This window comes from Enterococcus sp. DIV1094, from assembly GCF_017316305.2.
In the GTDB taxonomy this organism is placed as follows: domain Bacteria; phylum Bacillota; class Bacilli; order Lactobacillales; family Enterococcaceae; genus Enterococcus_B; species Enterococcus_B mangumiae.
Genome location: NZ_CP147250.1, coordinates 2,085,263 through 2,103,196, shown reverse-complemented (window position 1 = coordinate 2,103,196; position 17,934 = coordinate 2,085,263). Strand labels below are relative to the sequence as shown.

Genomic DNA, 17,934 nt, shown 5'->3' with positions numbered 1-17,934 from the left:
AAAACAAGAATGCTTTGCGGTATTCACCAACCGTGAAAAAAGCAACTAGATCAAATGATCTAGCGTCCACTTTCTCGATAGATCACTTCTAAACAGAACGCACAAGGTTCATCATTTTCACGTCTTGAACCATACAAATCATAACAAACATGAAATCCTTCTTCATAAATCTTTTCCAGATTCATTCGGGATTTTGATAGTTCTTGTTTTGCATTTTCAGCTGGAGCTTGCGCCACTTGGTTCAATTCACGTAGATGTTCACGTAATCGTTGATTTTCCATTTCTAACGTGGTATTTTTCTCAACGATCTCATGCAGTGCATGTTTCATCTCGACTAGTTCAGTCAATGTATTTCGTAACTCTGACTCCAATTGGTTCAACCCATCATATAATGATCTCTTATCCATTCATCTCACCTACTTGGATGAAATTTTTTAGTTCATCCCATTCATATTCAACAGGATTCTCCCGTCCGTTCAGTCGCACACTCACTAAGCGACTGAGCAGATTTAACCCTACGACTTTCCCTTTACCATCAGGAGTTTCAAGTATTTTCCCAAAGTCAGGGAGTTCTTTTTTTGCGGCTTCATATGCTTCACTTTCATACTGTAAACAGCACATCAAGCGACCACACAAGCCAGATATTTTAGTTGGATTCAGTGATAAACCTTGTTCCTTTGCCATTTTGATCGAAACAGGAACGAAATCTCCCAAGAAAGACGAGCAACATAGCGGTCGCCCACAAGGCCCAATACTTCCGATCATCTTCGCTTCATCACGAACACCAATTTGTTTCAATTCGATCCTTGTACGAAAAACAGCAGCAAGGTCTTTCACTAATTCACGAAAATCGATGCGCCCATCTGCCGCAAAATAAAAAGTCAATTTGCTTCGGTCAAATGTGTATTCAACGTGGACGATCTTCATTTCTAATTTTCTAAATCTAATCTTTTCTTTCGCAATCAAAAAAGCTTTTTTTGAATCTTCTTCGTTTTTTTGGCTTTTTTTCAGCTCAGCAGTCGTTGCTTTATGCAAAATGGGATTGATGGTTTCAGGTAAATCTTCCAGATCAATATCTCTTTTGGGAATAGCAACCGTTGCGATATGTAAAGTTTGCTGAGACTCGACTAACACTTTATCATTGTATGAATATTCTGAATCTCCGGGTGTAAAATAATAGACATGACCAGCATCTCTATAACGGACACCTACTACTTCTACCATTTGCGGCCTCCTTGATTTCGCAAAATATAAATTGACAAATCAAAAAATCGTTTGTAATACGAATTGCTCAGCGACGGCTTGAAAACTCACATTGCTACGCAGTTTTTGTTCTGCGACCAAAATGCGTTCAATCGTTTGATTCAGCCGTTTGACTTTACCATACTCCCCAGATGTTATCGCCTGTTTTTGAGCTTCCTGATAATAATACATCAAGATTGAAAAACCGGTAAATTGTTGGCTTTTCTCTTTAAATGCTTTCACCAATCGTTTTTGGACATAGATAAATGCTTGTGTATCTCGTTTATCCAAGTAGACAAACCATTGATAAATCAAGTCCTTAGCCTCATTAAACCATTCATCATCTGAGATTTCAACTGCTTTTCCTAAACTGTTCGTCAAGAACGCTAAAAGTTTCGCTTTTTCCGCAGAAATTTGCTGTTCTTGTAATTTTTGGATCAATGAACCTTTTGATAATTCTTGGAAATGGAGTGTTTGACAACGAGATTGGATCGTCGGTAAGATGCGACCGATCGCTTCCGTTTCTAAAATCGCCAGAAAATCACCTGGTGGCTCTTCTAAAAATTTCAGCAAGCTGTTTGCCGCACTCGCGTTCATTTTCTCTGCTTCTTGGATCAAGAATACTTTTTTTCTTGATTCATATCCGCTTCGACTAAACTCTGTCTGTAAGCGTCGGATCTGTTCGACCTTGATCGATTGACCTTCCGGTGAAAGAACAAGTACATCCGGATGCTCTTGATTTTTTATTCGTTGACAATTATTACATACGCCACAAGGCTGTTGTTCGTTCATTTGCGTACAATATAAATGTTGCGCTAACCAAATGCCCATCTCATGTTTTCCTGTGCCCTTTTCACCTTCAAAAAGATAAGCATGAGCGAGACGCCCATGCTCAAAACTTCGTTGAAGTTGTTGATACACGAGAGGTTGCATTTGCGCAAGTACAGTTTCTTCAGCCATACTTCCTCCTAAAAATGGTGGAATCCTTCAACTGGTAAGACAAAGACTGTTGCTCCGCCTACTTCAACTTCTACAGGATAAGGAACGCCACCGTCCATTGAAATATCTAACGTTACTGGAGTAGAAACAAATTGTTTTCTTGACTCGCACGTTTTTTTGATGATCTCTAATGCTTCTTCGACACGATCGTCTTCGATACCCACGATAAATGTGCTGTTTCCGGCTTTAAGGAACCCACCAGTCGAAGATAATTTAGTGGCACGAATATTGGCATCGATCAATTCGTTGGACAAACGGTTGCTATCTTTATCTTGAATGATTGCTAAAATGATTTTCATTTACGTTCACCTTCCTGACTTTCAAAATATTGTGGAAATTGGTTGATAATTGCGTGGTAACTCAATTGTAACACTTCTTCAAAACTATTTCTTGCATCGATCTTATGGATACGTTCCGGATGTTCCTCTGCCAGTTTCAAGTACGCATGACGCACACGCTGGTGGAACTCTAATCCTTCTGAATCTAAGCGATCGATTTGGTTTTGTCGATTTTTTGCGATGCGACGTAACCCTGTGTCAGAGTCCACATCAAGATAGAGAGTAAAATCAGGCGTTGTCCCTTCTGTAGCAAATTCATTCAACTCAGCAATCTCATCGATACCGATCCGTCGACCAGCACCTTGATAAGCCAAAGAACTATCGACAAAGCGATCACATAAAACGATTTTCCCACTTGAAAGTGCGGGTAAAACTTTTTCGACTAAGTGTTGTCTTCGCGCAGCTGCGTATAACAAACTTTCTGTCCGTTCGTCCATGCGATCATTTTTCGGATCAAGGATCACTGCACGAATTTGTTCAGCGATCGGTATTCCTCCTGGTTCTCGAGTTTGAATGATCTCTGTTTTTGCTACTTCTTGTAAAAGAGGAAATAACTCATTGATGATACTTGTTTTACCTGCACCATCCGGTCCCTCGATCGTAATAAATAAGCCGTTCACACTTTTGCCTCCATCTCTTCTCTTGCTTCTATATTGTATCGGAAAAGTCTTGTCGATCAAATTGACATACTCAAATGTATGTCAAAAAATTATAATTCACGTCTACCTTCGACCGCTTTTAATAAAGTCACTTCATCCGCATATTCGATATCGGAACCAACAGATAAGCCATGAGCTAAACGTGTGACTTTGATCCCCGCTGGTTTAATCAAGCGTGAAAGGTAGATTGCTGTTGCTTCTCCTTCAGTTGTTGCATTGGTGGCGATGATCACTTCTTGGACTTCTGCATCATGCAGGCGTTGCAAGAGAGGAGGAATATTGATATCTTCTGGCCCAGTGCCTTCCATTGGAGACAACACCCCATGTAGTACATGATACAACCCGCGATACTCCCGCATTTTCTCCATCGCCATGACATCTTTTGGTTCTTCGACGACTAAAATGATGCCACGATCTCTTGATGGATCTTTACAGATCTCACAAGGGTCCTCTTCTGTGATATTTCCGCAAATACTGCAAAAATGCAGATCACGTTTGACGCTCAATAATGCCTTAGCAAATTCGTTGACTACTTCATCCTTCATATCGATCGTATAAAAAGCCAATCTTGTCGCTGTTTTTTGACCAATACCTGGTAGTCTCATATAACTGTCGATCAGTTTTGCAATTGGTTCTGGATATTGCATGTTCATTTCCCCTTCAGGAAAACTTAAAAGGGTAAGCCCTTAGTATATTTTCCCATTGTTTTTTCTGATTCTGTATCGATTTTTTCTAATACGTCATTGACAGCCATCACGATCAAATCTTGTAGCATTTCTGTATCTTCTGGATCAACGACTTCCTCTTTGATCTGGATATCTTTCATTCGACGATTTCCAGTGAAAACTACTTTGACTAAATCATTCGTAGAGCTACCAGTAAATTCTGTTTCATTTAGTTTTTCTTGGGCTTGTCCCATTTCTTTTTGCATTTTTTGGACTTGTTTCATCATCCCTTGCATATTTCCCATTCCGCGCATCATTGTTATCGCTCTCCTTTTCTAATCATCGATTACTGTGACTGCTGAACCAAAAAGTTCTTCAGCTTTCGTCACTACATTTTCTTGGTTTGTTTGTTCTTGAGGGATCAATTCGATCTCATCCGACTCATCATCAGACGCAAACGATTCTTCTGCTCCTCCGTCTTTTACTTGAACAAGGTAATTCTTTCTTAGACCTGGCCAGCTTTCCCTTGTGATATACACAGGTTCAGGCGCATAGTCTTTGATCATTCGGCTAAGTTGATTATGGATCGCTAATTGCAGTTCTTCATCATTTGCTGCTCGTTGACAGACGATCTCATAATCAAACGCAATGACAAGCCCACTTGGACCAGCCGCAACTGGTTCACTCGCTTTTAACATTGCTCGTTGCGTGACCGACAAACTCATCAAAAGATCATCCCAGACTTCTTTTACATCATTCAAGTGTTTTCTTGTTGCTTCTTTTAATACATTATACACCCGTTCAGTCGGAATACGGTACGTACTTGGCTGTTTTTTCTGAACAGGTGCTTGTGTCGTTTGCTGATTGGTCGCGACTTTCACCGTACCATTTTTGATCTCTTTGATCTCTTTTTTTAGTTCTTGGATCTCTTGTTGGAGTTGCTTCACTTGTTGCTGGTCGGTTTCACTTGGCGCTTGTTGACTGACAGCTGCTGAAGCTTGTGCCAGTTTCACAGTCGCAACCTCTAAATAAATCGTCGCACTATTCGTAAACCGTACCTCATTTTGTGTATCACTCAAAATTTGGATCGTCTGGAACAACCGCTGTGCTGGAATCTCCTTCGCTAATGTCGTAAATGTTTCTGTTTTGACATGTGAAGTTTCCTCTAACAAATTCGGTGCTTGTTGATACATCAATAAATCACGACAGTAAGACAGCAGATCTTCCAAAAAGCGTCGCGACTCTTTTCCTGCCGCTAAAATTTGATTCAATTCTTGTAAGGCTTGTGGGATCTCTTTGTTGAAACAAGCCGACAGATACGCATCCATCATCTCATTTGTCAAACTACCTGTGACTTGCATCGCATCATCCAACGTGATCGTCCCATTACTAAAGGAAATCGCTTGGTCAAGAATACTCAACGCATCGCGCATCCCACCTTCTGCTGCTCTTGCGATGACAGTCAGTGCAGGTGCCTCATAGGTGATCTCTGATTGATCCAAGATATATTCTAAGTGTTCGGTGATATCCGCTGCATTGATTCGCTTAAAGTCAAAACGTTGTGTTCGAGAAATGATCGTTGCAGGTATTTTGTGCGGTTCGGTCGTTGCTAAAATAAAAATAACACTTTCTTTTGGTTCTTCCAGTGTTTTTAGTAAGGCATTGAATGCCCCAGTTGAAAGCATGTGGACTTCATCAATGATATAAATTTTGTAAGCGGCTTTTGTCGGTGCATAATTTGCTCGGTCTCTGATGAAACGGATCTCTTCGACACCATTATTACTTGCCGCATCGATTTCAATGACGTCTTCTTGCGTTCCAGTCGTAATCGACTGACACATCTCACAATGATTACAAGGTTCACCATCTTTACTGTTTGGGCAATTGATCGCCTTGGCAAATATTTTTGCCGCACTTGTTTTCCCTGTCCCTCTTGGTCCTGTAAACAAATAGGCATGTGAGGTTTTATGGGAAACAATCGCATTTTTCAATGTTTGTGTCACAGCTTTTTGTCCAACGATATCTTCAAATCGCTGTGAACGCCACACACGATAAAGTGCTTGATATGCCATAAGGATCCCCCTTCTTTTGAAAAATTCACTATCTTTTATTATACGTGATTTAGGATAAAAAAACTACTATAGTTTATTAGGTTGTGAGAAAGCCGGGCAGCTCCGAATAATAAGACGGAACGTGGGAAAATAGCTCCTCATATTTTTTCACGTTGCGGCTTATTATTGAAGGAGTTGGCTTTCGAACACCGTTTATCTAGGTTGTGAGAGGAGCGGTCAGCACTAAGGCATAAGACAGAAAAATCGAAAATGGCTCTTTCATTTTTGATTTTTTTGGCTTATGACCGAAGTGCTGCTCCTTGAACACCGTTTATCAGAGGTTGTGAAAAAAGCGCCTTGACCTGAGCAGTAAGATAGAAAATTGCAAAATAGCTCCTCATATTTTGTAATTTTTTAGCTTAATGTTGAAGGTCAGCTTTTTGAACACCGTTTATCAGAGGTTGTGAGAAAGCCGGGCAGCTTCGAATAATAAGACGGAACATTGAAGGAGTTGCTTTTGGACATCTTTTATCTAGCTTGTAAAAAAATGGTCAACTTCATATATAAATAGGGAATGTGGGAAAATAGCCCCTCTCTTTTTCTACATCTTTCGACTGAGAGCATTTTCATACTCCTATGGTATAATACAAACATATACTTAGTAACAAATAATTGATCAAAGGGAGGACTTTTTATGGGACTTATTAAAGCAGCAACTAGTATGATCGGCGGCGGATTGGCAGATCAATGGATCGAGGTCATTGAACCAGATAATATGAGCGATACAACAGTCATGACTAAAGGTGTCAAAGTACGAAAAGATGACAAACGTGGTTCAAATCGAAAAGGAACAGATGACGTATTGACAGATGGTACTGTCGTTCATGTTTATCCAAATATGATGATGCTCTTAGTGGATGGCGGAAAAATCATCGATTATACGGCTGAAGAAGGCTACTATACGGTGAAAAACGATGCCGCTCCTTCTATGTTCAATGGTTCATTGAAAGGTGCAATCGCTGAAACCTTCGACCGTTTTAAATTTGGTGGCGTCACACCACAAAAACAACAAGTATTCTATATCAATCTCCAAGAGATCAAAGGAATCAAATTTGGCACAAGCGCGCCATTGAATTACTTTGATAATTTCTATAATGCAGAGCTATTCCTACGTGCACATGGAACGTATTCTATCCACATCACTGATCCGATTTTATTTTATACAAATGCGATCCCTAAAAACAAAACACAAGTTGAAATCGCAGATATCAATGAACAGTATTTAGCAGAATTCTTAACTGCTTTACAATCAGCAATCAACCAAATGTCTGCTGATGGGCAACGGATTTCTTATGTCCCATCAAAAAGCTTGGAACTAAGCAAATACATGGGAACAGCCTTAGATGATTCATGGCGTGAGCTTCGTGGCATGGAAATCGTTTCTGTCGCAGTTGCTAGCATCTCTTATACAGATGATTCAGTCAAACTGATCAACATGCGTAATGAAGGGGCAATGTTAGGTGATCCAAGTGTCCGTGAAGGTTATGTCCAAGGCTCGATTGCTCGTGGGATGGAAGCCGCTGGTAAAAATGATGCCGGTGCAATGACAGGCTTCATGGGTATGGGCATGGGGATGAATGCCAATGGTTCTTATCTGGCACAATCCTCACAAAACAATCAAGACCAAATCAAACAACAACAAGAAAAACAAAATCAACAAACCGCTCAAGGCACAAATGATACGTGGACTTGCCCTGTCTGTGGCACCGAAAATACAGGGAAGTTCTGTTCAAATTGTGGCGGGGCAAAACCTGTAGCGAATAGCCAACCAAAGCTTGAAATGAAATGTAGCGAATGTAATGAAGTGGTGGATCTTTCAAATGGTATTCCTAAGTTTTGTCCTAATTGTGGAAAACCATTCAAAGGTATCCCACTCGACTAGTTGAAAGGGGTGCCCGAATGGATGTTTTAACACATAAATGCCCCAATTGCGGCGGACCATTGACCTTCGATCCAAAAGATCAAAAATTTCATTGCGACTATTGCTTGAATGTCTATACAGAAGCTGAAGTCAGTCAATATGAAGAGGAACAAAAAGCGGCCCGCAATATCGATGGGAATCAAGAGCAACCAGCTGCAAGTGATGACTTCACTTTTACTGCTGAAGAACAACTTGATCAAATGGATGAAACGGAACGACAAGCATTTGCAGATGCTGGCGGAGTGTCTGATGCAGAAGCAACCGCTGAACAGACAACTACTGGCGAACAAAGCAGTATGGAACTATTTTTATGCCCGAGTTGCGGTGCAGAGATCGTTACAGAGGCAACGACTGCTGCTACCTACTGCTACTACTGCCATAACCCAGTTGTGTTATCTGGACGTCTGAGCGGTGACTTTTTACCAAACAAAGTTTTACCTTTTGCGGTAGAAAAAGAAGAAGCAATCAAACAATTTCTCGCCTGGACAAAGAAAAAATGGTTTGTGCCAAAAGCCTTTTTCAATCAAGATCAAATCGATAAATTGACCGGCGTTTATTTCCCTTATTGGGCGACCGATGCTGAACTGGACGGTTCCTTGCAAGCCAATGGAACAGTTATCAGGATCTGGCGTGTCGGCGATATCGAATACACCGAAACAAAACAATATGCTGTCCAACGTGAAGGGAAACTTTCATTTAAAGAATTAGTGAAAAATGCCTTGTCAAAAAATACTCAGCAAAAGATGGTGGAAGCGGTCCAGCCATTTCCATTAGACAAAGCGATTGATTTCAAGAGTCAATATCTGGCAGGTTTCCAAGCAGAAAAACGTGACATTGAGTACCAAGCGATCAAAGCAGATATCCAAAATGAGCTACGTGACTATTCGGAAAAATTGTTGCGGGATACAGCAAATGGCTATACTACGTTGACCGGGGTACGAACTTCTACTCAGATCACCGGCGAAAAAAATGAATACGTGCTGTTACCTGTTTGGCTAGTTACTTACCGTAGCAATGACTCCGATAAGAAAGTCTACTATTATGCCATGAATGGTCAAACTGGTAAGGTCAGTGGTGTATTACCAATCAGTCATAAAAAGCTAGCTTTGACCTCTTTTGGCATATTCGCCGTTTTAGCCATCCTCTTTATGATTGGAGGCTACTTGATATGACCAAGACAAAAAATAGTCTTTATCTTTTCTTTTTATTAGCGGTTAGTTTACTATGGACACCGATCGTAGGTGCAGCTACTCCAACGGTCAATGACGAAGCAGGTCTATTTACAAGCGACCAAATCGCAACATTGAACCAACAGGCACAAGAAATCAACGAAAAGATCAAAGGTCAGGTATTTATCGTAACTACTGACTCTAACTCTGAAGAGCCTAGAGACTTTGCTGACAACTATCTGCGAAACGCAATAGGAAACGATCAAAATGGTTCTGTTTTACTTTTAGATATGGGTCAACGAGAAATCTATATCTCTACTTCTGGGAATATGATCGACTATTTGACGGATCGCCGGATCGATTCGACCTTAGACGATGTTTATGACGAAATGACGAATGCGAATTATTTCGCGGCAGCTCAGGCTTATCTGACTAAAGCTTCTGGCTATGTGGATGAAGGTGTGCCTGGTGGTCATTACCGCGTAGATGAAGCGACAGGTAAAATCACTCGATACAAGGTACTAACTACGATCGAGATAGTGATTGCACTTGTCTTAGCTGCTGTATTGGGCATCGCTTTTTATGTCATAAACGTCTCTCGCTACCAATTGAAATCAGGGACATACAAATACCCATTTCGTGAAAAGGCTAGTATCAAGTTAACGGACAAAACGGATCGTTTGACGAATTCGTTTGTTACGACCCGTCGTATCCCTAAAGCACCACCACCAGGAAGCGGTGGCGGTGGCAGCACGACTCATTCGAGTGGTGGTGGGACCTTTGGTGGCGGTGGTCGAAGCTTTTAACTAGCGCTCTCAAGATTATGACGAAAATACTCATCTCCAAGAATAAGCGTGAACCCCGAAAATTGTTCTTCAATTTTTCGGGGGTTCACGCTTATTTCTGTAGTCGGTTTTAAGGGATACAAGGTGACTAATGTTTCAGGCTCGTTTTTTTGTGCGTTTATTTTACACTAACTCCTATTTTTCTCTGTTAAAACAAATCATTAGAAATAAAATTACTTGATTACAACAAATATATTGATTTTAAATTTCATATAGGTATACTTAAATTATGTAAACGCTTCAAAAAAAGAAAGGAGGTATTAAAATGAACAACAAAGAAACATCGTCAGCGGTCATTCATTTTGGGATCAAATCATCTTGCTATTTGCTTCTTGCTTGTATGTTCGGGGGAATCTTCATTCCATATTTATTCTATTTATTGCACTGGGAAGTTCGACTTGGTATCTTACTTTTCCTCCCCGTCTCTTTAGCTACTGTCATCACCAGCAATCATTATTTTATTTCTACGAAAAAAGGCATCACTAAAGGCTGTATCCGCACATTTTTCTTTGCCACAGCTTGCTTGATGATCGTCGCCTATCTTTGGTTGTACAAAGGGATCATCTTTTAGAATTTATTGATAAAAAGGAGTGTTGAAATGTTAACGAAATTCACAGAAGTCATTGAGCGTTATTTAGCTGGTCCAATGGCAAAAATTGCAAACCAACGTCATTTACGCGCTATTCGTGATGGGATCATCGCCACTTTACCACTGATCATCGTAGGCTCATTTTTCTTGATCATTGCTTTTCCTCCCTTACCACCTAGCTGGGGAATCTATCAGTTCTTGTCGGAAAATGCCGCAACGATTTTACTACCTTATCGCATGACCATGTATATCATGTCTCTTTATGCCACATTTGGAATTGGCGCTAGTTTGGCAAAAACCTATAAACTCGATGTCGTTTCTGGGGGGTTATTAGCAACGATTGCTTTTTTATTAACATTCATCCCTGTCAACATTCCTCTTGAGGCTGCGGAAGCTGCTGGCACTTCTGGTTTTGTTTTGCCAATGGCAAATTTAGGTGGCGGCGGAATGTTCGTTGGTATCATTACCTCTATTTTTGCTGTGGAAGTTTATCGATTAACAGACAAATCTAAATTCAAAATCACCATGCCCGAACAAGTACCGCCAGCAGTTGCTCGATCGTTCGAAGCATTGACGCCAACGTTGATCGTGATTTTAGTTATGGCATCGATCAGCTATTATATCGGCTTTGATTGGCATACAGCCGTTTCAAAAGTTGTCAGCCCTTTGATCAGCGCTACCGACACGTTACCGAGTGTACTATTACTTATTTTTCTGATCACCTTTTTCTGGGCGTTCGGTATCCATGGTGTCTCCATCATCGGTTCACTTGCTCGTCCACTATGGTTACAGATCTTAGAATCGAATACGACCGCGGCGGCAGCTGGAGAGGCGTTGCCAAATATTGCGGCTGAGCCATTTTATCAATGGTTTGTGTGGATCGGTGGTGCAGGTTGTACGATTGGTTTAGCGATCCTGCTCGCCTTTACTGCCAAGTCGAAATACGCTTCAAAGCTAGGGAAAGCGATTATTACTCCTTCCCTTTTCAATATCAATGAACCAGTTATTTTTGGGGTACCGATCGTATTGAATCCAACATTGATCATTCCCTTTATCTTTGCGCCAATGGTTTGTGCAACTATTGCTTGGTTTGCGACAAAACTCGGCTTAGTCAGTGCAGTCACGATCACCGCACCGTGGACACTCCCTGGACCGATCGGCGCATATCTAGCAACCGGCGGAGACTGGCGGGCAGCTGTGTTAAACATTCTATTGATCATTCTTTCCATTTTTATGTATTACCCATTCGTCAAGATTTATGATAAAAATGAATTAGCAAAAGAACAAGCTTTAGAAGAAACTTCAAAGGATCGTACAGTTGCTAACTAGTTTATAATCTTAGATTCACGTCAAACAAAAAGGCAGTACTTACCTTCATTTGAAAGTAAGTACTGCCTTTTTTAATAATCGTCTAAAACTACTGTTTACGATAAATGTTTTGCTATTTCAATGCCCAAACATCGCTCGTTTCTGGATTCGCATTGGTATTCCACCATTTGGCTTGATACGTTTTTCCTTTGTATGTTACTCGATCGCCACCAGAATACGCTTTGCTCGCAGACCACTCTTCTATTTGTGTTTTATCTGTTTTTTCCCATGCTTGTGAAGTATCTGGACGTTCTCCTTTGATCCACCATTTGGCACGATATTGGATTCCATTGTAAATCACTAAATCGCCTGTCGTATACACTTGGTCGATGCGCCATGTATCTTCCAACACACTTTGATCTTTTGTAGTGATCGTGATTGCTTGGCTCTTTTCTGATTCATTCCCCGCCGCATCATAAGCACTTACTTGGTAAGTGTAAGCCGTGTTACTTGCTAAATTCGTATCTGTAAACGTCGAACCACTTACTGCATTAACTTTCACGCCATTACGATACACATTGTATCCTGCTACTCGGTTGTTATCCGTTGATGGCCCCCAGCTGATCTGCGCACTATTAGCAGTCACTGTACCAGCCGTCAAACCTGTTGGAATACTTGGTGCTTGTGTATCTTTTTCCTCTTGTTTCGTCACAACCGTGAGAAATTGTGTTTTTTCAGACTCATTACCTGCTTCATCAAAAGCACTTACTTGGTAGACATACGTGGTGTCACTCGCCAAATTCTGGTCAGTGTAATCCAATGTTTCAGTTGTTCCTACTCTCACACCATTCCGATAAATGCGATAGCCTTTGACTTTGGTATTATCTGTTGATGGGTTCCACTTCAACTTCACAGAATGACTTGTTACTTCTTCTGACGTAAGACCAGTTGGGGTCGTTGGCGCTACTTCATCGCCACCGTTTTCTCCCTCAATATTCCCAACATCCCCAGTCATCTCATCACGATATTCCCAAATTTTCTTTGTTAAATTCGGAAGTTTTGCCAGTTCTGTTTTAGTTGCTGTCGTCACTTCGATTCCCCACTTTTCAAAGAAAGGCTGCAAGTTTCTGCCACTGATTTTAGAAGCTGCTACAACGAAATACTGACGTTTATCTTGTTCTGATGGTAATGAGCGTTGCTCGTTACGGTACATTTTATGCAAGTTTGGATAGAAGTCATCACCGAAAGCAAGTTCTAATTGCCAGAACATCCCTAGTCTTACCCAAACATCTTGGCTATCGAATTGTTTTTGTCCAGTGCCATTCAAATAATTGAAAATAGGCGTGTAACGATTTTCTCTTTCTAATCGACTACGTTGACCTAATGCTTTTTCTGCACGTAAAGAATAGATATTCACAGTTACTTCTGCTAAATCTTTCCAATTCATACGGGTCAGTTGATATGTATGACCGAGCTCATGCCAGATTCCCCACTGTCCCATAGTCGTAGGATTTAATACCGTTCTCATAGCATCAGAAGTACTACTATATGCAGTATGTTGATAGAAGGCATACATGTAATAGCCCGATTGAATGGTTTCGCGCAAATGCTGGACCATTCCAATAGGCGTACGATGCGCTGCTGAGCTGCCATCCAAACCAGAGCTTTGGTTATGTAGCGAGATGACTTTCTCATGAGCCTCTAAGATTGATTTAGGGTCCTTTGCATCTTGAAGTGTTCGATTCGAACCAGTCACCAATACACGGTCACTTACTAACTCATAACCTACTGCATTCGGATCATTGGCAAGCATTTGGGTCCATTCCTGTTGCGTTGTTTCTCCAAGAATAAACCGTGGAATCTCTATTCCACCTTTGATTTCAATGCTTATTTTCCCTTGTGCTGTTTGACCTGATTCATTTCGAAAATGGATAAGGCCCACTTGAGAGCCAGAAATCACATTACGCCCTTTTACTAACTGTGTGCCGTTTGCAGAACCATCCGAGAAATTAGTTAACGCAGGCGTAGTAATCGTATACGTCGGTAACTTTGTTTGGTCCGTTGACTCATCCACATAGATCTCGATCACATCAGTTGCACGTTTATAGATTCCCGTTGATTGATTCGTACTTGGCCCATATGGATTATCTAAAATATTCCCCTTATATGCGTCCAGATTTTCACTTTGTTTAATCGTTAATTTCTTTGATACATTTTGATTCGTTGCATTAATTTCTACTGTCGCTTGTCCCGTTTCACCTTTGATTACTTCTTCTCCACTTACTGTATTCGAAAATATAACCATCCCCAACAACACGGTACTAAACAATACATATTTTTTCATTTTTATGAAATTCTCCCATTTGGTATTTTTATGTTTCTTGTTACTGAACTATTTGAGTACCCAGACATCACTTGTTTCTGGATTCGCATTGGTATTCCACCATTTTGCTTCATAAGTTTTCCCTTTGTAACTTACTCGATCGCCACCAGAATATGCCTTACTTGCTACCCATTCTTCTATTTGTGTTTTATCTGTTTTTTCCCATGCTTGTGAAATATCTGGGCGTTCTCCTTTGATCCACCATTTGGCACGATATTGGATCCCATTATAAATCACTAAATTGCCTGTCGTATACACTTGGTCGATGCGCCATGTATCTTCCAACACACTTTGATCTTTTGTAGTGATCGTGATTGCTTGGCTTTTTTCTGATTCATTCCCCGCTGCATCATAAGCACTTACTTGATAAGTATATGCTGTGTTGCTCGATAAATTTGTATCTGTAAACGTCGAACCACTTACTGAATTGACTTTAACGCCGTTACGATATACATTGTATCCTGCTACTCGGTTGTTATCCGTTGATGGTCCCCAGCTGAACTGCGCACTATTAGCAGTCACTGTCCCAGCAGTCAAGCCTGTCGGAATACTTGGTGCTTGTGTATCTTTTTCCTCTTGCTTTGTCACAACCGTGATAAATTGTGTTTTCTCAGACTCATTACCTGCTTCGTCAAAAGCACTTACTTGGTAGACATAAGCAGTATCACTCGCTAAATTCTTATCTGTGTAATCCAATGTTTCAGTCGTCCCAACTCGTACCCCATTTCGGTAGATACGATAGCCTTTGACTTTTGTGTTATCAACTGATTGATTCCATTTGATTTTTACAGAATTGCTTGTTACTTCTTCTGTAGCAAGTCCAGTTGGGATCGTCGGTGCTTCTTTATCATCGCTGTTATTATCTTCACCATCGATATTGCCAACGTCACCAGTCATCTCATCGCGATATTCCCAGATTTTTTTCGTTAATTTCGGTAGTTTTTCCATTTCAAGTCTACTCTCTGCTGTTACATCGATTCCCCACTGTTGGAAGAAAGGCTGCAAGTTTCTGCCACTGATTTTAGAAGCAGCTACAACGAAATACTGACGTTTATCCTGTTCTGATGGTAATGAGCGTTGCTCGTTACGGTACATTTTATGTAAGTTTGGATAGAAATCTTCACCAAAGGCTAGTTCCAATTGCCAGAACATCGCTAATTTTGTCCAAACATTTTGGCTATCAAATTGTTTTTGTCCAGTGCTATTCAAATAATTGAAAATAGATGTATAACGATTATCTCTTTCCAAACGACTACGAATACCAAATTCCTTTTCCGCACGTAAAGAATAGATATTGACTGTCACTTCTGTCAAACCATTCCAATTCATCCGATTCATTTGATACGTATGTCCAATTTCATGATACATGCCCCATTGCTCTTGACGTTCAGGCATCAACAAAGCATACATCGTATCCGCATGATAACCAGTATGTTGCAAGTAAGCATACATATAAGCACCAGCAGAATGCGTTTCACGCATATGTTGGACTAAACCAACAGGAGTACGGTGATTCGAGGCACTATTATCAAGACCGGAAATCTTATCGTGTGATTTGATGACTTTATCTTGCGTTTCTACAATATTGGTCGGATTCCTTACCAAATGAATCGATCTGCTTGATCCTGTAATCAATACACGTTCACCTAGTAATTCATATCCTGGTGCTCCTGGATGATTTGCTACGATTTGATCCCATTGTGCATTCGTTGTTTCACCAAGAATAAAGCGTGGAATCGTGATACCACCTTTGATTTCAATATTTACCTTTCCAGAAGAAGTTAATTGATCTTGTTCATTTTGAATATGGATAATACCAACTTGTGTTCCTGAGATCACGTTTCTTCCTCTATTTAATTGAATTCCTCTTGTCCAACCTTCAAGGTAGTCGGTCAATCCAGCGCCAGTGATCGAATAAGTCGGTAGTTTCGATTGATCTGTATTTTCATCAACGTAAATTTCGATCACATCATTCGCACGTTTATAAATCCCTGTTGATTGATTGGAACTTGGTCCATATGTATTGTTTAAAATATTTGCCTTATAGGCGTTCAAATTCTCACTTTGCTTGATTTCTAATTTCGTTGAAACATTTTGATTCGTTTGGATTGCTGTGGAAGTTTCATTTTTATCAATAACTTCATCTGCATGATTTATCTCTGAATACATAACCATCCCTAACAAAACCGCACTAAAAAGTAAAGTCTTTTTCATATCTAAAATAACACTCCTAAAATTATTATTTGTTACAAAATAACTATAACATCCATCTGAATATGTTATTTTCCAATTTTTCTTCCATTCGGAAAAAATAGGAGGAAGATTCGTTCCATTTATGCATTGATTAGCAAATGCCTATAATTAGATGATTCACATTAATTATTTCGATCAGTTGATCATCTAAAAAAAGTAGTGATTTCCATAAATTCTCACTGAAATAAAAAAACAGACCACATAAACCATGCAGTCTGTGAAATAAACGATTTCGATAATTTCTAAGTAAATAAATTTTTCTTCTTTTGTCCAATAGCCGAAACAAGTAGAAGAAGTATACCCGAAAAAAGATAGACGAGTTTTACACCAAACACGTCCGCAACTCTTCCCATGAACAGCATTGCGATAGAGAAAGTTCCCATGTAAATCATCCCTGATGCAGCATAAACAGCGAGGAGTTTTTCTTCTTTTGCTCTTTGCTGAATGACCGTTGCTTGCGGAATATTTTTGACTTGAAAAAATATTCCGATCAAAAAAGTACACATCAAAATAAATGGCGCATATTCAGTCGATAAGACTAGTAATGTGGCAATTCCGCCAAAAAAAGAACCTGCTACGATTGCTTTTCCTTTACTTCGATCGAACCAGTCTGGATTTTTCATCACGATCACACTTCCGAGTAACGCACCAACAAAATAAGAAGCATTGATGTAGCCCCACCACTTATCTGATTGCTTCAACACTTCGGAAACAAATACCAGAACAAGAGAAGAAACCCAAGCAGTATTAGCGATTCCTTCCAACGTGTCCATGACCACGACTGTCCGTATCAACGGTTCTTTCCACACATATTGCCACCCTTTTTTAAGCTCTTTCCACTTTGAACCTTGCGTTGCTTTTTGAACGGTCCGAGGTAGCAGTAAAAATAAACCAGAACAAAGTAAAAAAAGCCCCACATCTATCCAAACTAGTTCAGAAACCGAGAACCACACAAGCAAAGAGGCGCCCACCGCCCAACTACCAATGTTAACAACTTGAAGCATCGTGCTGAATAAGCTGTTTGCACGAATCAACGCCTCTTTTTCTACGTATTGAGGAATCAGCGCCATACTAACCGGTTCTGCACACCCATCTAAGAATGCAATGCAAGCAATCAAAAGATAGATCACACCTAGTTCAATTTGCTCAGACAAGTAGGAAAGATAGCCCGCTAAAATAAACAAAAAAATAGTCTTCATTAGCTGACTCAGCTTCAACATTTTATCAAGCGATAATTTCATTGATAACAAAGGAGTCAAAAATCCCGCCACCATCATCGCTCCTGTAACGATAACTGGCACAATTGCTGAAGCAAATGCCGAATTTGTCCAAGAATAAACAGCACTGATGACTGCTACCGTGTAGATCGTATCACCGATATTCGCTACCGCTTGACCGAGTATCAAGCACAGGAAAGCTTTCTTATTTTTCATTTTTATCTCCTTCAACCAG

Annotated in this window: 16 protein-coding genes; 5 read left to right on the top strand and 11 right to left on the bottom strand. The window is 40.3% G+C overall.

Annotated elements, in window-relative coordinates; translation table 11 throughout:
• Window positions 1-59: 59 nt before the first annotated feature.
• From DOK79_RS10020 to dnaX, 8 genes are all read right to left on the bottom strand, one after another.
• A complete protein-coding gene (locus DOK79_RS10020) occupies window positions 60-407 on the bottom strand; it encodes a DNA replication initiation control protein YabA (RefSeq protein ID WP_010736045.1) in 348 nt (115 codons plus the stop codon).
• The gene (locus DOK79_RS10015; RefSeq protein ID WP_206856590.1) at window positions 400-1,224 is read right to left on the bottom strand and encodes a PSP1 domain-containing protein; all 825 of its coding nucleotides are present in this window, start codon (window positions 1,222-1,224) and stop codon (window positions 400-402) included. Before DOK79_RS10015 ends, DOK79_RS10020 begins: the two co-directional genes overlap by 8 nt.
• A gap of 39 nt (window positions 1,225-1,263) precedes the next feature.
• A complete protein-coding gene (gene holB, locus DOK79_RS10010) occupies window positions 1,264-2,202 on the bottom strand; it encodes a DNA polymerase III subunit delta' (RefSeq protein ID WP_206856589.1) in 939 nt (312 codons plus the stop codon).
• A gap of 8 nt (window positions 2,203-2,210) precedes the next feature.
• Window positions 2,211-2,540, bottom strand: a complete 330-nt coding sequence (locus tag DOK79_RS10005; protein WP_010736048.1) for a cyclic-di-AMP receptor — start codon at window positions 2,538-2,540, stop codon at window positions 2,211-2,213.
• Window positions 2,537-3,199 (bottom strand): dTMP kinase, encoded by a 663-nt coding sequence (gene tmk, locus DOK79_RS10000; protein ID WP_206856588.1) that lies wholly within the window; start codon window positions 3,197-3,199, stop codon window positions 2,537-2,539. The genes DOK79_RS10005 and tmk overlap by 4 nt, the downstream gene beginning before the upstream one ends.
• Before the next feature lie 89 nt (window positions 3,200-3,288).
• Window positions 3,289-3,885, bottom strand: a complete 597-nt coding sequence (gene recR, locus DOK79_RS09995) for a recombination mediator RecR (protein WP_206856587.1) — start codon at window positions 3,883-3,885, stop codon at window positions 3,289-3,291.
• Between the two features lie 23 nt (window positions 3,886-3,908).
• Window positions 3,909-4,220, bottom strand: coding sequence for a YbaB/EbfC family nucleoid-associated protein (locus tag DOK79_RS09990; RefSeq protein ID WP_206856585.1), 312 nt, complete (start codon window positions 4,218-4,220; stop codon window positions 3,909-3,911).
• A gap of 18 nt (window positions 4,221-4,238) precedes the next feature.
• Window positions 4,239-5,975, bottom strand: coding sequence for a DNA polymerase III subunit gamma/tau (gene dnaX, locus DOK79_RS09985; RefSeq protein WP_206856583.1), 1,737 nt, complete (start codon window positions 5,973-5,975; stop codon window positions 4,239-4,241).
• A gap of 673 nt (window positions 5,976-6,648) precedes the next feature.
• Between dnaX and DOK79_RS09980 the strand changes: the two genes are divergently transcribed.
• The 5 genes from DOK79_RS09980 to DOK79_RS09960 all read left to right on the top strand — a co-directional run bounded on the left by DOK79_RS09980 (window position 6,649) and on the right by DOK79_RS09960 (window position 11,867).
• On the top strand, window positions 6,649-7,896 hold the full coding sequence (locus tag DOK79_RS09980) for an SPFH domain-containing protein (RefSeq protein WP_206856581.1): 1,248 nt from the start codon (window positions 6,649-6,651) through the stop codon (window positions 7,894-7,896).
• A 17-nt stretch (window positions 7,897-7,913) separates the two neighbouring features.
• On the top strand, window positions 7,914-9,107 hold the full coding sequence (locus DOK79_RS09975) for a TFIIB-type zinc ribbon-containing protein (RefSeq protein WP_206856577.1): 1,194 nt from the start codon (window positions 7,914-7,916) through the stop codon (window positions 9,105-9,107).
• Window positions 9,104-9,910, top strand: coding sequence for a TPM domain-containing protein (locus DOK79_RS09970; protein ID WP_206856576.1), 807 nt, complete (start codon window positions 9,104-9,106; stop codon window positions 9,908-9,910). Before DOK79_RS09975 ends, DOK79_RS09970 begins: the two co-directional genes overlap by 4 nt.
• Window positions 9,911-10,214: 304 nt before the next feature.
• Window positions 10,215-10,520 carry a hypothetical protein gene (locus DOK79_RS09965; RefSeq protein ID WP_206856574.1) on the top strand — a complete coding sequence of 102 codons (306 nt, stop codon included), beginning with the start codon at window positions 10,215-10,217 and terminating at the stop codon, window positions 10,518-10,520.
• A gap of 27 nt (window positions 10,521-10,547) precedes the next feature.
• Window positions 10,548-11,867 (top strand): PTS sugar transporter subunit IIC, encoded by a 1,320-nt coding sequence (locus DOK79_RS09960; protein WP_206856572.1) that lies wholly within the window; start codon window positions 10,548-10,550, stop codon window positions 11,865-11,867.
• Between the two features lie 112 nt (window positions 11,868-11,979).
• Here DOK79_RS09960 and DOK79_RS09955 read toward each other — a convergent pair whose 3' ends face one another.
• From DOK79_RS09955 to DOK79_RS09945, 3 genes are all read right to left on the bottom strand, one after another.
• Window positions 11,980-14,190 carry a M60 family metallopeptidase gene (locus DOK79_RS09955; protein ID WP_206856569.1) on the bottom strand — a complete coding sequence of 737 codons (2,211 nt, stop codon included), beginning with the start codon at window positions 14,188-14,190 and terminating at the stop codon, window positions 11,980-11,982.
• A 48-nt stretch (window positions 14,191-14,238) separates the two neighbouring features.
• Complete coding sequence (locus tag DOK79_RS09950) at window positions 14,239-16,443, bottom strand: M60 family metallopeptidase (RefSeq protein WP_206856567.1); 2,205 nt, start codon at window positions 16,441-16,443, stop codon at window positions 14,239-14,241.
• A 281-nt stretch (window positions 16,444-16,724) separates the two neighbouring features.
• Window positions 16,725-17,915 carry an MFS transporter gene (locus DOK79_RS09945; RefSeq protein WP_206856565.1) on the bottom strand — a complete coding sequence of 397 codons (1,191 nt, stop codon included), beginning with the start codon at window positions 17,913-17,915 and terminating at the stop codon, window positions 16,725-16,727.
• Window positions 17,916-17,934 lie beyond the last annotated feature (19 nt).

Coding starts and splice junctions, on each gene's coding strand:
- DOK79_RS10020 (WP_010736045.1), bottom strand. CDS start 407: ATGGATAAGAGATCATTATATGATGGGTTGAACCAATTGGAGTCAGAG.
- DOK79_RS10015 (WP_206856590.1), bottom strand. CDS start 1,224: ATGGTAGAAGTAGTAGGTGTCCGTTATAGAGATGCTGGTCATGTCTAT.
- holB (WP_206856589.1), bottom strand. CDS start 2,202: ATGGCTGAAGAAACTGTACTTGCGCAAATGCAACCTCTCGTGTATCAA.
- DOK79_RS10005 (WP_010736048.1), bottom strand. CDS start 2,540: ATGAAAATCATTTTAGCAATCATTCAAGATAAAGATAGCAACCGTTTG.
- recR (WP_206856587.1), bottom strand. CDS start 3,885: ATGCAATATCCAGAACCAATTGCAAAACTGATCGACAGTTATATGAGA.
- DOK79_RS09990 (WP_206856585.1), bottom strand. CDS start 4,220: ATGATGCGCGGAATGGGAAATATGCAAGGGATGATGAAACAAGTCCAA.
- dnaX (WP_206856583.1), bottom strand. CDS start 5,975: ATGGCATATCAAGCACTTTATCGTGTGTGGCGTTCACAGCGATTTGAA.
- DOK79_RS09980 (WP_206856581.1), top strand. CDS start 6,649: ATGGGACTTATTAAAGCAGCAACTAGTATGATCGGCGGCGGATTGGCA.
- DOK79_RS09975 (WP_206856577.1), top strand. CDS start 7,914: ATGGATGTTTTAACACATAAATGCCCCAATTGCGGCGGACCATTGACC.
- DOK79_RS09970 (WP_206856576.1), top strand. CDS start 9,104: ATGACCAAGACAAAAAATAGTCTTTATCTTTTCTTTTTATTAGCGGTT.
- DOK79_RS09965 (WP_206856574.1), top strand. CDS start 10,215: ATGAACAACAAAGAAACATCGTCAGCGGTCATTCATTTTGGGATCAAA.
- DOK79_RS09960 (WP_206856572.1), top strand. CDS start 10,548: ATGTTAACGAAATTCACAGAAGTCATTGAGCGTTATTTAGCTGGTCCA.
- DOK79_RS09955 (WP_206856569.1), bottom strand. CDS start 14,190: ATGAAAAAATATGTATTGTTTAGTACCGTGTTGTTGGGGATGGTTATA.
- DOK79_RS09950 (WP_206856567.1), bottom strand. CDS start 16,443: ATGAAAAAGACTTTACTTTTTAGTGCGGTTTTGTTAGGGATGGTTATG.
- DOK79_RS09945 (WP_206856565.1), bottom strand. CDS start 17,915: ATGAAAAATAAGAAAGCTTTCCTGTGCTTGATACTCGGTCAAGCGGTA.